This window comes from Belliella pelovolcani (assembly GCF_900156785.1).
GTDB lineage: Bacteria > Bacteroidota > Bacteroidia > Cytophagales > Cyclobacteriaceae > Belliella > Belliella pelovolcani.
This window is the reverse complement of record NZ_FTOP01000008.1, coordinates 80761-95590: the sequence shown is the minus strand read 5'-3', so window position 1 is coordinate 95590 and position 14830 is coordinate 80761. Positions and strand designations below refer to the sequence as shown.

The window sequence follows — 14830 nt, the reverse complement described above, 5'->3', positions numbered from 1 at the left end:
TTACCTTGAGGTGAAGGTAATGGTAATAGACCTGACTATATAGTCAGGTCTTTTCCTGTTTGTGCACAGGTAAAAAATTGCACTATTTCAAGCGAAAATTGTCGCATTTGGTTATTAATTATCACTATAAATATATACTGCCTTGGCTATCCAGAATCAAACCGAAAGGAAAAGTTTCTCATCTATTAAGGTAGTCAAAGACTATCCGGATTTCCTTGATATCCAATTACAATCTTTTAAAGATTTTTTCCAGTTGGATACTCCGGCTGAAAAAAGGAGACAGGATGGTCTTTTCAAAGTGTTTTCTGAGAATTTCCCTATTAGTGATTCTAGAGAAAACTTCACTCTTGAATTTATTGACTACGCTGTAGATCCTCCAAAATACAACATCGAAGAATGTATTGATAGAGGTCTTACTTATTCTGTTCCACTCAAAGCCAAATTAAGATTGCTGTGTTCGGACGAAGACAACGAGGATTTTGAGACAATTGAACAAGAGGTTTTCCTCGGGAATCTTCCGTACATGACAGAGAAGGGTTCGTTTGTGATCAATGGAGCAGAGCGAGTTATTGTTTCCCAACTTCATAGATCCCCTGGTGTATTCTTTGCTCAAAGTAAACATACCAACGGTACTAAGCTTTATTCCGCTAGGATTATACCTTTTAAAGGTAGCTGGATTGAGTTTGCTACTGACATTAACAATGTAATGTATGCTTATATTGATAGAAAGAAAAAATTCCCAGTTACTACGCTTCTTAGAGCTATTGGGTATGGTTCTGATAAAGCTATCCTTGATCTTTTTGGTTTATCTGAAGAAGTCGCAGCAACTAAAGCAGCGCTCAAAAAAGCAGCAGGTAGAAAACTTGCGGCTAGAGTTCTGAGAACTTGGGTTGAAGACTTCGTAGATGAAGATACTGGTGAGGTTGTATCAATTGATAGAAATGAAGTTCTTCTTGAAAGAGACTCTATTCTAACAGATGAAGATATAGAACTGATTTTGGAATCAGGTGCTAAATCCATTATTCTCCATAGGGAAGATGTGAACGTCGCTGATTACTCAATCATTTACAATACACTTCAGAAGGATAACTCCAACTCTGAAAAAGAGGCGGTAGAAGTTATTTACAGGCAGTTGAGAAATACCGAAGCTCCTGATGAAGCTACTGCTAGAGAGGTTATTCATGGTTTGTTTTTCTCTGACAAGAGATACGACCTTGGTGAAGTAGGTAGATATAGAATCAATAAAAAGCTTGGTCTTGATATTGATGCAGAAAAAATTGTACTGACGACAGAAGATATTATCAATATTGTAAAATACCTTATTGGTCTTATCAACTCTAAAGCCGTAGTAGATGATATTGATCACTTAAGCAATAGAAGAGTCAGAACTGTAGGCGAGCAATTATATTCTCAATTCGGTGTAGGTCTTGCAAGAATGGCAAGAACGATCAGAGAAAGAATGAATGTAAGGGATAATGAAGATTTCAAGCCTGTTGATCTGATCAACGCAAGAACCTTGTCTTCTGTGATCAACTCCTTCTTTGGAACCAATCAGCTTTCTCAGTTTATGGATCAAACCAATCCACTTGCTGAGTTAACGCACAAAAGAAGATTATCGGCATTGGGTCCAGGTGGTCTTTCAAGAGAAAGAGCAGGCTTTGAAGTTCGAGATGTTCACTATACTCACTACGGTAGACTTTGTACGATCGAAACGCCAGAAGGTCCAAACATTGGTTTGATCTCCTCACTTTGTGTGCATGCAAAAGTAAATTCGATGGGCTTCTTGGAAACACCTTACAGAAAAGTTAAGGATGGAAAAGTAAGTATGTCCGCTGAAGATATTGTTTTCTTGACTGCTGAAGAAGAGGATGACAATAATATCGCTCAGGCAAATGCTCCTCTAGATGAGAAAGGAACATTTATAAATGATAGAGTTAAGGCCAGATTTGAAGGTGATTTCCCTGTATTGGATCCAAAAGAGATCAGTTACATGGACGTAGCTCCTAATCAAATTGTATCAGTTGCAGCTTCTTTGATTCCTTTCTTGGAGCATGATGATGCCAACCGTGCTTTGATGGGGTCAAACATGCAACGTCAAGCAGTTCCTTTATTGAAAGCTGAGGCGCCTATCGTTGGTACAGGTTTAGAAGCAAAAGCTGCTATTGATTCAAGAGCATTGATCATTGCGGAAACAGATGGTGTAGTTGACTATGTGGATGCTACTAAAATCACTATAAAATATGATCTTACTGAAGATGACCTTTTGGTTAATTTCAGTGATGAATATAAAACGTACAATCTTGTAAAGTTCAGAAGAACCAACCAAGATACTACAATCAACTTGACACCACTTGTTCTAAAAGGACAGAGGGTGAAAAAAGGCCAGGTCTTAGTGGAAGGTTATGCTACAAATAATGGAGAACTTGCCCTTGGTAAGAACTTGAGAGTAGCGTACATGCCTTGGCAAGGGTATAACTTCGAAGATGCAATTGTAATTTCTGAAAGAGTTGCGAGAGAAGATATCTTCACTTCCATTCACATCGAAGAATTCCAACTTGAAGTTAGAGATACTAAGAGGGGAGAAGAAGAGCTTACATCTGAAATTCCAAACGTATCAGAAGAAGCTGTTAAAAACTTAGATGAGAATGGTATCATTCGAGTAGGTGCGGAACTGAAAGAAGGAGATATTATCATCGGTAAGATTACTCCAAAGGGTGAGACCGATCCTACTCCTGAGGAAAAATTATTGAGAGCTATATTTGGTGATAAAGCTGGTGATGTTAAAGATGCTTCCTTGAAAGCTTCTCCATCATTGAACGGCGTTGTTATAGAGACCAAGTTGTTCTCAAGGCCTAAAAAAGATAAGGATTTAAGAGCAAAATCTAAGGCTGAAGTAGAGAAGCTTAAGGGTAAATACTCTAAAGATCTATTGGGAATCAGAGCCAAAATGATCAACAAATTGGTGGCTTTACTTGATGGGAAAACATCCCTTGGTGTGAAACACAAATTTGGAGATGAAATCATTAGCAAAGGAGTGAAATTCAATGCTAAGAATATCGAGCAGAATTTATTCCCAGCTAAAAATCCATACAGAGACGAATCTAACTACAATGTTCAGGAAGAAGCAAATCTAATCTCTGATATTATCCTAGATGACTGGACTGATGATGCACATGTAAATAAGTTGATTCAGCAACTAGTTAAGAATTATATCAATGCTAGAAACGAGATCGCCGGTATTTTCAAACGTGATAAATTCACATTGGAAGTTGGGGATGAGTTACCTGCAGGAATTGTGCAGCTTGCTAAAGTATACGTGGCTAAAAAACGTAAGCTAAAAGTGGGTGATAAGATGGCTGGTCGTCACGGAAACAAGGGTATCGTAGCTAGAATCGTAAGAGAGGAAGACATGCCATTCCTAGAGGATGGTACCCCAATGGATATCGTATTGAATCCACTAGGTGTACCTTCAAGGATGAACATAGGTCAGATCTTTGAAACAGTACTTGCTTGGGCAGGTCACAAAATGGGCAAGAAGTATGCTACGCCTATTTTCGATGGAGCTACCATGGAGGAAGTTTCTGAAGAATTAGAAAAAGCAGGTCTTCCAGCTTATGGCAGAACATACTTGTACGATGGTCTTTCTGGAAAGAAATTCGATCAACCGGTTACAGTAGGTATTGCTTATATGTTGAAGCTAGGTCACTTGGTAGATGATAAGATGCACGCAAGATCTATTGGGCCATACTCTTTGATTACGCAGCAGCCACTAGGTGGTAAAGCACAATTTGGTGGTCAGAGATTTGGTGAAATGGAAGTGTGGGCGTTAGAAGCATTTGGTGCATCTCATGTACTTCAGGAAATTCTTACTGTCAAGTCTGATGATGTAGTCGGAAGAGCTAAAGCTTACGAAGCAATCGTGAAAGGTGAGAATCTTCCTAAGCCGAATATTCCTGAATCATTCAACGTATTGGTTCATGAACTTAGAGGTTTGGCTCTAGAAATTACCTTAGACTAATTGAAAAAATACGGGCCGAAAGGCCCTTAACATACTCTTCAAATATTATGGCGTTCAGAAAAAATAAAAAACTAAACAACGACTTTTCCAGAGTCACTATTAGTTTGGCTTCTCCAGAATCAATTCTGGATAGCTCACATGGTGAAGTAACGCAGCCTGAAACTATCAATTACAGAACCTACAAACCAGAAATGGGAGGTTTGTTCTGTGAGAGGATTTTCGGTCCTGTAAAAGACTGGGAATGTCATTGTGGTAAATACAAGCGCATAAGATATAAAGGTATCATCTGTGACAGATGTGGTGTTGAAGTTACTGAAAAGAAAGTGCGAAGAGAAAGAATGGGACACATCGAGTTGGTGGTTCCAGTAGCGCACATCTGGTACTTCAAATCCCTTCCTAACAAGATTGGTTACCTGTTGGGGCTCCCAACCAAAAAATTGGATCAAATTGTTTATTACGAAAGATATGCTGTCGTACAAGCTGGTATTAAGGCTGAGGATGGTATCCAATATCTAGACTTTTTGACTGAAGATGAGTATTTGGATATCATGGATAAGCTTCCAAAAGAAAACCAAATGCTTGATGATGATGATCCAAATAAATTCATCGCTAAGATGGGTGCCGAGGCAATCGAGATGCTATTGGCAAGACTAGATCTTGACGATTTATCTTACAGCTTGAGACATCAAGCGGCTACTGATACTTCTCAGCAAAGAAAAGCGGAAGCTTTGAAAAGACTGAAAGTGGTAGAAGCATTTAGAGATGCTAGAACTAGAATCGAAAATCGTCCTGAATGGATGGTTGTGAGAATGGTTCCAGTGATTCCACCAGAATTGAGACCTTTGGTACCTTTGGACGGTGGTAGATTTGCTACCTCAGATTTGAATGATCTATATAGAAGAGTGATCATCAGAAACAACCGTCTGAAGAGACTTATAGACATCAAGGCACCTGAAGTAATCTTGAGAAATGAAAAAAGAATGTTGCAGGAAGCTGTAGATTCTCTATTTGATAACTCAAGAAAGGTAAACGCTGTAAGGTCTGATGGGAATAGAGCATTGAAATCCCTTTCAGATATGTTGAAAGGAAAGCAAGGTCGATTCCGTCAAAACCTTCTAGGTAAGAGGGTGGATTACTCTGGTCGTTCTGTTATTGTAGTAGGACCTGAGTTGAAGCTTCACGAATGTGGTTTACCTAAAAACATGGCTGCTGAACTTTTCAAACCTTTTATCATCAGAAAACTGATTGAAAGAGGTATTGTAAAGACAGTGAAGTCTGCTAAAAAGATTGTTGATAGAAAAGATCCTGTGGTATGGGATATCCTTGAGAATGTATTGAAAGGACACCCTGTATTACTTAACCGTGCTCCAACACTTCACAGACTAGGTATTCAGGCTTTCCAACCAAAATTGATTGAAGGAAAGGCAATTCAGCTTCACCCGTTAGTATGTACTGCATTCAACGCTGACTTTGACGGTGATCAGATGGCTGTTCACGTACCTTTAGGTCATGAAGCAATATTGGAAGCTTCTACTTTGATGCTTTCTTCACACAATATTCTTAACCCTGCCAATGGTGCTCCTATTACTGTACCTTCTCAAGATATGGTATTGGGTCTATATTATGTAACCAAAGGCAAGAAGTCAACCCCTGAGGAACCTGTATTGGGTGAAGGTTTGACTTTCTATGGAGAAGAAGAAGTGATCATTGCAATGAACGAGGGAAGAGTTTCTCAACATGCTATGATCAAGTGTAAAGTTAAAATCAGAGAGAACGGAGAACTCCTTGAGAAAGTAATTGATACTGTTGCTGGTAGATTGATTTTCAATCAATTTGTGCCAGAAGAAGTGGGATTTGTAAATGAACTTTTGACTAAGAAAAAGTTACAGCAAATCATCGCAGAGGTAGTTAAAATCTGTGGTATTTCTAGAACAGCACAATTCCTAGATGATATCAAGCATCTTGGATTCCAAATGGCATACTCTGGCGGTTTGTCAATGGGATTGAACGATGTAATTATCCCAGATGAAAAAGATCCGTTGATCAATAAGGCCAAGGAAGAAGTTGACCAAGTTTGGAACAACTACTTAATGGGTTTGATCACAGACAATGAAAGATACAACCAAGTAATTGATATTTGGACTAGAACCAACTCAAATCTTACCAACATCTTGATGCGTCAGATGGAAGAAGATAAGCAAGGTTTCAATGCCATCTACATGATGATGCACTCAGGAGCAAGAGGTTCTCGAGAGCAGATTCGTCAGCTTGGTGGAATGAGAGGTTTGATGGCTAAGCCGCAGAAAAACCTTCAAGGTTCTGTTGGGGAGATCATCGAAAACCCAATTCTGTCTAACTTTAAAGAAGGGTTGGATGTATTGGAGTACTTTATCTCTACTCACGGTGCACGTAAAGGTCTCGCCGATACTGCATTGAAAACAGCAGATGCTGGATACCTGACGAGAAGACTTGTGGACGTAGCGCAAGATATGATTGTTTCTGAAGAAGATTGTGGAACTTTGAGAGGCCTTGTTGTTCAGCCTTTGAGAGACAATGATGAAATTGTAGAGCCACTATCTGAAAGAATTGTAGGTAGAGTTTCTGTCCATGATGTCATAGATCCTATTACAGAAGAGCTTCTTGTAAGTTCGGGTGACACTATTTCTGATGATATTGCAAGAAGAATTGATGAATCTGCAATTGAAGAAGTTGAGATCAGGTCTGTATTGACATGTGAGACAAGAAGAGGTGTTTGTGCCAAGTGTTACGGTAGAAACCTTACTACCGGTAATCTGGTACAGAGCGGAGAATCTGTTGGTGTAATTGCTGCACAGTCAATTGGTGAGCCAGGTACACAGCTTACTTTGAGAACCTTCCACGTAGGGGGTACTGCTTCCAATATTTCCGTAGAAGCTAGTATCAATGCGAAGTTCGATGGTGTAATTGAATTTGAAGAGGAATTGAGATGGATCGAAACCACAAATAAAGATGGTGAGCCAGTATCTATCGTAATGGGTAGATCAGGTGAGATCAAAATCAATGATGCAAAAGGTAAGCTTTTAGTTTCTAATCACGTGCCATATGGTGCAGTGTTGAATGTGAAAGATGGTCAGAAAATAGCTAAAGGTGATTCTCTATGTACTTGGGATCCATACAATGCGGTGATCTTATCAGAATTTGATGGAGAAATCGAATTTGAAGCAATCATCGAAGGGATCACTTACAAAGAAGTAGCGGATGATCAGACTGGATATAGAGAGAAAGTGATCATCGACACCAAAGATAAAACTAAAAACCCTGCGGTTGTAGTTAATCACGGTGATGAAAGTAAGGCTTATAATATTCCAGTTGGAGCCCACCTTGCTGTGGAAGCTGGCGATAAAGTAAAAGCTGGTCAAATTCTTGTGAAAATCCCAAGATCTGTTGGTAAAACAAGAGATATCACTGGTGGTCTACCAAGAGTAACTGAATTATTTGAAGCTAGAAACCCATCCAATCCAGCTGTAGTGTCTGAAATCGATGGTGTAGTTTCTTATGGTGGTATCAAGAGAGGTAATAGAGAGATCTTTATCGAATCAAAGGATGGTGTAAGAAAGAGATATATGGTATCACTTTCTAAGCATATCTTGGTACAGGAAAATGACTTTATCAGAGCTGGGGAACCACTTTCTGATGGAGCCATCACACCTAATGATATCTTGGCTATCAAAGGACCAACAGCAGTTCAGGAGTACTTAGTGAATGAAATTCAAGAGGTTTATAGACTACAGGGTGTGAAAATCAATGATAAGCACATCGAAGTAATCGTAAGTCAAATGATGCAAAAAGTAGAAATACTTGATGCAGGGGATACTGGATTTCTTCAAAACCAAGTCGTTGATAAGTGGGCCTTTAGAGAAGAGAATGATAATATTCTTGATAAGAAAGTAGTAATGGATGCTGGTGATTCAAGCACTTTGAAAGCTGGTATGATCATTACTGCAAGAAGATTAAGAGATGAAAACTCTAGCTTGAAGCGTAAAGATTTGAAACTTGTACAAGTAAGAGATGCTGAAACTGCGGTTTCTCGTCCTACACTTCAAGGTATCACTGCCGCTTCATTAGGTACAGAAAGCTTTATCTCTGCAGCATCCTTCCAAGAGACTACAAAAGTTTTGAGTGAAGCAGCTATCAGAGGTAAGCGCGATGAACTTCTTGGATTGAAAGAAAATGTTATCGTAGGTCATTTGATCCCTGCTGGAACAGGTCAGCGTAATTTCAAAGATATCATAGTAGGTTCTTTGGATGAATACGAAAGAATGTCTGGTGACAGAGAAAAATCTGTAAACAGATCAAAAGAAGTTGTTAAGTAAATTATCGATATAACTTTAATGAAAAGGCCTGTGTAAAAGCAGGCCTTTTTTAATCTTAAAATTATGGAAGACAATAAACACCCACATCCTGATCAGCAGATTAATGTAGAATTGTCAGAGGAAGTAGCAGAGGGTACTTACTCCAACCTTGCGATGATCGCACATTCCAACTCGGAGTTTGTGATAGATTTTATCATATTGATGCCAGGAGTGCCCAAGGCAAAAGTGAAATCAAGAATCATCATGACTCCTGACCATGCCAAAAGATTGCTTGCAGCACTGAAGGATAATATCAATAAGTACGAGAGTGCATTCGGTAAAATTCAAGGAGGGGGAGAAGGTCCTTCATTTCCAATGAATTTTGGCGGGACGGCTGGGGAGGCCTAGTAAAAATATAACATCTTAATTTTGTTTGTTTTACCTATTTGCTTACCTTTGCAGTCCAAAATTCACAAGTTTACAAGGAACAAAATAAATTTTATCAGTTAATGCCTACTATACAACAGTTAGTAAGAAAAGGTAGAACTACCCTTGAGACCAAGTCCAAGTCTAGAGCTTTGGATGCTTGTCCTCAGAGAAGAGGGGTTTGTACAAGGGTGTACACTACCACGCCTAAGAAGCCTAACTCAGCGATGAGAAAAGTGGCTAGGGTAAGATTGACGAACGGAAAAGAGGTGAATGCCTACATTCCTGGAGAGGGTCACAATTTGCAAGAGCACTCTATCGTATTGATCAGAGGAGGTCGTGTGAAAGATCTTCCGGGTGTGAGATATCACATCATCCGAGGTGCACTAGATACAGCAGGAGTTAAAGACCGTAAGCAAGGTCGTTCCAAGTATGGTGCTAAGCGTCCAAAGGATGCTAAAAAATAAGACATTATAACATTTAGAAAAAATGAGAAAAGCGAAACCAAAAAAGAGATATATTCTTCCTGATCCGAAGTTTAATGATACTTTGGTAACAAAGTTTGTGAACTGCCTAATGGTGGATGGAAAGAAGAGTATTGCTTACAAAATTTTCTACGACGCAGTCGCGAAAGTTGAAGAAAAAGTAGGTGAGAACGGTCTTGAGGTTTGGAAAAAAGCGCTTAACAATATTACTCCAGCTGTAGAGGTGAAGAGTCGTAGAGTTGGTGGTGCTACTTTCCAGGTCCCAATGGAAGTTAGACCTGAAAGAAAGTTGTCCCTGGGGATCAAGTGGATGATCACTTATGCCAGAAAAAGGGGTGAGAAAACTATGATGGATAGACTTGCAGGTGAAATCATCTCCGCATCCAAAGGAGAAGGTGCAGCTGTTAAGAAAAAAGACGACACGCATAGAATGGCTGAAGCCAATAAAGCATTCTCACACTTTAGATTTTAATTGAAATGGCAAGAGACTTAAAATATACAAGAAACATCGGTATTGCTGCGCACATTGATGCAGGTAAGACTACGACCACGGAACGTATCCTTTTTTACTCTGGTGTAAGCCATAAGATAGGTGAGGTACACGATGGGGCAGCTACCATGGACTGGATGGCTCAAGAGCAGGAAAGAGGTATCACTATTACTTCTGCTGCTACCACTGTTTTTTGGAATTACAGAGACAATAAGTACCAAATCAATATCATCGATACTCCAGGTCACGTTGACTTTACAGTTGAAGTAAACCGTTCCCTTAGAATTTTGGATGGGTTGGTGTTCCTTTTCAGTGCTGTAGATGGTGTAGAACCACAGTCTGAGACCAACTGGAGATTAGCTGATAATTATAAAGTAGCCCGTATCGGATTCGTTAATAAAATGGATCGTTCTGGAGCTAACTTCCTTGAAGTTTGTAAGCAAGTAAAAGAGATGCTAGGTAGCCATGCTGTTCCTTTGCAACTTCCTATCGGTGCTGAAGACAAATTTAGAGGTGTTGTTGATTTGATCAACAATAGAGCTATCGTTTGGAATGAAGATGACTTCGGAATGACTTACGAAGTAGTTCCAATTCCTGAGGATATGCTGGATGAAGTAGCAGAATACAGAGAGTATCTCTTGGAATCTGTTGCTGAATTTGACGAGTCTTTGATGGAGAAATTCTTCGAAGATTCTGAGTCAATCACTGAAGCAGAGATTCTTAATGCACTAAGACAAGCTACTATTGCCATGAAAGTGGTTCCAATGGTGTGTGGATCATCTTTCAAAAACAAAGGTGTTCAGACTATGCTTGATTTAGTAATGGAATTATTACCTTCTCCTCTAGACAAAGATGATATTATTGGTCATGCTTTGGAAGATGAAGAGAAAGAAATAAAAATCGCACCAGACGAAAGCGAACCATTCACTGGTCTTGCATTCAAAATTGCTACTGACCCATTTGTAGGTAGACTTTGTTTTGTTAGAGCATATTCTGGTGTATTGGAATCTGGTTCTTATGTATTCAATAGCCGTTCTGGAAACAAGGAGCGTATCTCTAGAGTATTCCAGATGCATGCTAATAAGCAAAATCAAATCCCTAGGTTAGTTGCTGGTGATATTGGAGCCGTAGTCGGTTTCAAAGATATCAAAACAGGAGATACCCTTTGCGATGAAAAGCGTAAAGTAGTTCTTGAATCAATGATTTTCCCTGAGCCAGTTATCGGTTATGCTATTGAGCCTAAAACTCAAGCTGATGCTGATAAGCTAGGTATGGCGATTGCCAAATTGGTTGAAGAAGATCCTACTCTAGTAGTAAATACTGATCATGAAACTGGTCAGACAATTCTAAGAGGTATGGGTGAACTTCACCTTGATATCATCATCGACAGATTGAAGAGAGAATTTAAGGTTGAGATCAACCAAGGAGCTCCTCAAGTTGCTTATAAAGAAGCTTTGTTCTCTAATGTGGAGCACAAAGAAGTTTACAAAAAGCAGTCTGGTGGTAAAGGTAAATTTGCCGATATTGTATTTGAATTAGGTCCTAAGGATGCAGATCCTGAAACTAATGAAATCAAGCCAGGACTTGAATTTGTGAATGGTATTGTTGGTGGTGTGATTCCTAAGGAATTCATTCCTGCAATCCAAAAAGGATTTGCTGAAGCAATGAAAAATGGTCCTTTGGCAGGATACCCAGTTGAGGCAATGAAAGTAAGACTATTCCATGGTTCATTCCACGATGTCGATTCTGATGCATTGTCATTTGAATTGGCAGCAAGAATTGGTTTCAAAGAAGCCGCTAAAAAAGCGAAGCCTCAATTACTTGAGCCAATCATGGCGGTAGATGTAGTTACTCCAGATGAGTACACTGGTCCTATCACGGGTGATTTGAATAGAAGAAGAGGTTTGATGAAAGGTATGGATACAAAAGGATCCTCAACTGTAGTTAAAGCTAGCGTTCCTCTATCTGAATTGTTCGGTTATGTAACAGACCTAAGAACAATTACTTCTGGTAGAGCAACTGCTTCACTTACCTTCTCACATTACGAGCCTGTACCGAGCAACATCGCTGAAACGGTGATTGCGAAAGTAAAAGGTGAAAAAGCCTAAATTCTAATTGAAAATGAATCAGAAAATCAGAATAAAATTAAAATCATACGATCACAGCCTGGTGGATAAGTCATCTGAGAAGATCGTAAAAGCTGTCAAAGCTACTGGTGCTATCGTGGTTGGGCCTATTCCTTTGCCAACAAAAAAGGAAAAGTTCACGGTGTTGAAATCCCCACACGTAAACAAAAAAGCAAGAGATCAATATCAACTTTGTACTTACAAAAGATTGGTTGATATCTACAGCAATAGCTCTAAAACTGTCGATGCTTTGATGAAAATCGAACTTCCTAGTGGAGTTGATGTAGAAATCAAAGTCTGACAAGTCTAGATTGAAGCATAAAAAACCTATCCGCCCCGGTGGATGGGTTTTTCTTTTGTCTTTAGTCAAGTAGAAAAGTTGTTTTGGATCGAATGGAGGTAAATCTTGACGAATAAACCAAATAATTTTTCGTAAATAATTGAAAATATTAAAGTTGGGGTTTGTAAGGTGGAATTAAATTCCTAACTTTGCAGTCCTTTAAAAAGGGCACATGCGCGTAAATGCTTGTGTTTAATTATATTATATATCAGAAGATGTCTGGAATAATAGGTAAAAAAGTCGGAATGACTAGCGTTTTTAGTGCCGATGGACGTAATGTCGCATGCACGCTAATAGAAGCTGGTCCTTGCGTAGTGACGCAAGTAAAAAATGTAGAAACAGACGGGTACAACGCTGTTCAGTTGGCTTACGGTGAGCGTAAGGAGAAAAACACTCCTAAGCCACTTATCGGGCACTTTAAAAAGGCCGGTACAACGCCAAAACAGAAAGTTGTTGAATTCAGAGACTTTAGGGTCGAATTCGAAGGTCAGGTTGATCTTGGAAAAACCGTAGAAGCTGGTCAAGTATTCGTTGAAGGTGACTTCGTCGATGCTATCGGGACTTCTAAAGGTAAAGGTTTTCAAGGTGTAGTTAAACGTCACGGTTTTGGTGGTGTGGGTGGTCAAACTCACGGTCAGCACAACAGACAAAGACACCCTGGTTCCATTGGTGCTTGTTCTTGGCCTTCAAGAGTATTCAAAGGCATGAGAATGGCAGGTAGAATGGGTGGAGACAGAGTAAAGGTGATCAACCTCAAAGTGTTGAAAATCTATCCAGAAAAGAACTTGCTATTAGTAAGTGGATCTGTCCCTGGACCAAAAAATTCTTTCGTTATTCTAGAGAAGTAAGACAATGGAATTAGCAGTATTAAAACATAACGGCGAAGAGACAGGTAGAAAAGTATCGCTTTCAGATGATATTTTTGGCATTGAGCCTAATGATCATGCGATCTACCTAGATGTGAAGCAGTTTTTGGCAAACCAAAGACAAGGAACACATAAATCAAAAGAAAGAAATGAAATTGCTGGATCTACTAAAAAGATCAAAAAGCAAAAAGGTACTGGTGGTGCTAGAGCAGGCTCTATCAAATCCCCTGTTTTCAGAGGAGGAGGAAGAGTGTTCGGTCCAAGACCAAGAAACTATTCTTTCAAATTGAATAAAAAATTGAAGCAAGTGGCTAGAAAGTCTGCTTTATCTTATAAAGTAAAAGAAAACAGCCTAATGGTTTTGGAAAATGTATCTTTTGATGCTCCAAAAACAAAAGATTACTTGGCATTCTTGAACGGACTTTCTTTGGTAGATAAGAAAACACTTTTGGTTCTTCCTGAGGACAACAAGAACGTATTTCTTTCTAGCAGAAATTTACCTAAAGCTAAGGTGGTTTCAGTAAACGATGTAAATACTTACGAATTGCTTAATGCAGACAACTTAATGTTGTGTGAAGGTTCAGTAAGTATATTGGAAAACTTATTATCGAAGTAAGACAATGGAGATACTAAAAAAACCTTTGATTACGGAAAAGATTTCTGCAATGAACGAAAAAGGCGTTTATGGATTTGTAGTTGAGAAGACTGCAAAGAAGCCAGAGATCAAAAGAGCCGTTGAGAAAATGTACGGTGTGACTGTAGTTGACGTGAGAACCATGCGATATGCTGGTAAATCTAAGACTAGATACACCAAGTCAAAAGTTGTAAGTGGATTCACTAATGCTTTCAAGAAGGCAATTGTACAAGTTGCTGATGGCGAAGTAATCGATTTTTACGGAGAAATTTAATTGAATCAAGATCATGGCAGTTAAAAAATTAAAGCCTGTAACCCCAGGGACCAGATTTAGAGTAGCTCCAGCATTTGATGAAATCACAACATCAAAGCCAGAGAAATCTCTATTGGCTCCTTTGAAGAAGTCAGGCGGTAGAAATAATGTAGGTAAAATGACCTCCAGATATATCGGAGGTGGCCATAAGAGAAGACTTAGAATCGTTGATTTTAAGAGAACTAAATTTGGAATTCCTGCGGTAGTAAAATCTATCGAATATGATCCAAATAGAACAGCACGTCTAGCGCTATTGTATTATGTGGACGGTGCAAAGACTTACATTATTGCACCGGAAGGTTTGCAAGTTGGACAAACAGTGATTTCCGGTGAAAGTGTTGCTCCAGAAGTGGGTAATGCGATGCAATTGGTGAATATACCTTTGGGTACCATTGTACACAATATCGAGTTGAAGCCTGGTAAAGGTGGGGCTATGGCAAGAAGTGCTGGTGGATATGCGCAAGTAGTTGCAAGAGATGGTAAGTATGTTACTGTCAAGTTGCCTTCTGGTGAAATGAGACTTGTACTTGGTGTTTGTATGGCTACTATCGGTGTAGTATCTAATGGTGATCACATGAACGTGGTATTAGGTAAAGCTGGTAGAAAGCGCTGGTTAGGTAGAAGACCTAGAACAAGAGGTGTGGCTATGAACCCTGTCGATCACCCAATGGGTGGTGGTGAAGGACGTTCATCAGGTGGTCACCCAAGATCTAGGACTGGTTTGCTTGCAAAAGGTAAGAAAACTAGATCTCCTAAAAAGTATTCAAATAAATTCATTATCAGTAAAAGATCTAAATAATT

Annotated in this window: 11 protein-coding genes; all 11 read left to right on the top strand. The window is 39.3% G+C overall.

Annotation, left to right across the window (positions count from 1 at the left end; genetic code table 11):
- The first annotated feature begins 142 nt into the window (after nucleotides 1-142).
- A complete protein-coding gene (gene rpoB / locus BW935_RS10440; protein ID WP_076501235.1) occupies nucleotides 143-4018 on the top strand; it encodes a DNA-directed RNA polymerase subunit beta in 3876 nt (1291 codons plus the stop codon).
- Nucleotides 4019-4065: 47 nt separating this feature from the next.
- Nucleotides 4066-8370 carry a DNA-directed RNA polymerase subunit beta' gene (gene rpoC / locus BW935_RS10435; RefSeq protein WP_076501233.1) on the top strand — a complete coding sequence of 1435 codons (4305 nt, stop codon included), beginning with the start codon at nucleotides 4066-4068 and terminating at the stop codon, nucleotides 8368-8370.
- 63 nt (nucleotides 8371-8433) lie between these two features.
- The gene (locus BW935_RS10430) at nucleotides 8434-8757 is read left to right on the top strand and encodes a DUF3467 domain-containing protein (RefSeq protein ID WP_076501231.1); all 324 of its coding nucleotides are present in this window, start codon (nucleotides 8434-8436) and stop codon (nucleotides 8755-8757) included.
- Between the two features lie 101 nt (nucleotides 8758-8858).
- On the top strand, nucleotides 8859-9242 hold the full coding sequence (gene rpsL / locus BW935_RS10425; RefSeq protein ID WP_076501441.1) for a 30S ribosomal protein S12: 384 nt from the start codon (nucleotides 8859-8861) through the stop codon (nucleotides 9240-9242).
- Between the two features lie 22 nt (nucleotides 9243-9264).
- The gene (gene rpsG, locus BW935_RS10420) at nucleotides 9265-9732 is read left to right on the top strand and encodes a 30S ribosomal protein S7 (RefSeq protein WP_076501230.1); all 468 of its coding nucleotides are present in this window, start codon (nucleotides 9265-9267) and stop codon (nucleotides 9730-9732) included.
- Between the two features lie 5 nt (nucleotides 9733-9737).
- A complete protein-coding gene (gene fusA / locus BW935_RS10415) occupies nucleotides 9738-11858 on the top strand; it encodes an elongation factor G (protein WP_076501228.1) in 2121 nt (706 codons plus the stop codon).
- Between the two features lie 13 nt (nucleotides 11859-11871).
- On the top strand, nucleotides 11872-12177 hold the full coding sequence (gene rpsJ / locus BW935_RS10410; RefSeq protein WP_009183381.1) for a 30S ribosomal protein S10: 306 nt from the start codon (nucleotides 11872-11874) through the stop codon (nucleotides 12175-12177).
- Between the two features lie 254 nt (nucleotides 12178-12431).
- Nucleotides 12432-13064, top strand: coding sequence for a 50S ribosomal protein L3 (gene rplC / locus BW935_RS10405; RefSeq protein WP_076501439.1), 633 nt, complete (start codon nucleotides 12432-12434; stop codon nucleotides 13062-13064).
- Nucleotides 13065-13068: 4 nt separating this feature from the next.
- Nucleotides 13069-13698 (top strand): 50S ribosomal protein L4, encoded by a 630-nt coding sequence (gene rplD, locus BW935_RS10400; RefSeq protein WP_076501226.1) that lies wholly within the window; start codon nucleotides 13069-13071, stop codon nucleotides 13696-13698.
- Nucleotides 13699-13702: 4 nt separating this feature from the next.
- Complete coding sequence (rplW, locus tag BW935_RS10395) at nucleotides 13703-13990, top strand: 50S ribosomal protein L23 (protein ID WP_076501225.1); 288 nt, start codon at nucleotides 13703-13705, stop codon at nucleotides 13988-13990.
- 13 nt (nucleotides 13991-14003) lie between these two features.
- Nucleotides 14004-14828, top strand: coding sequence for a 50S ribosomal protein L2 (gene rplB / locus BW935_RS10390; protein WP_076501223.1), 825 nt, complete (start codon nucleotides 14004-14006; stop codon nucleotides 14826-14828).
- The last annotated feature ends 2 nt before the right edge of the window (nucleotides 14829-14830 follow it).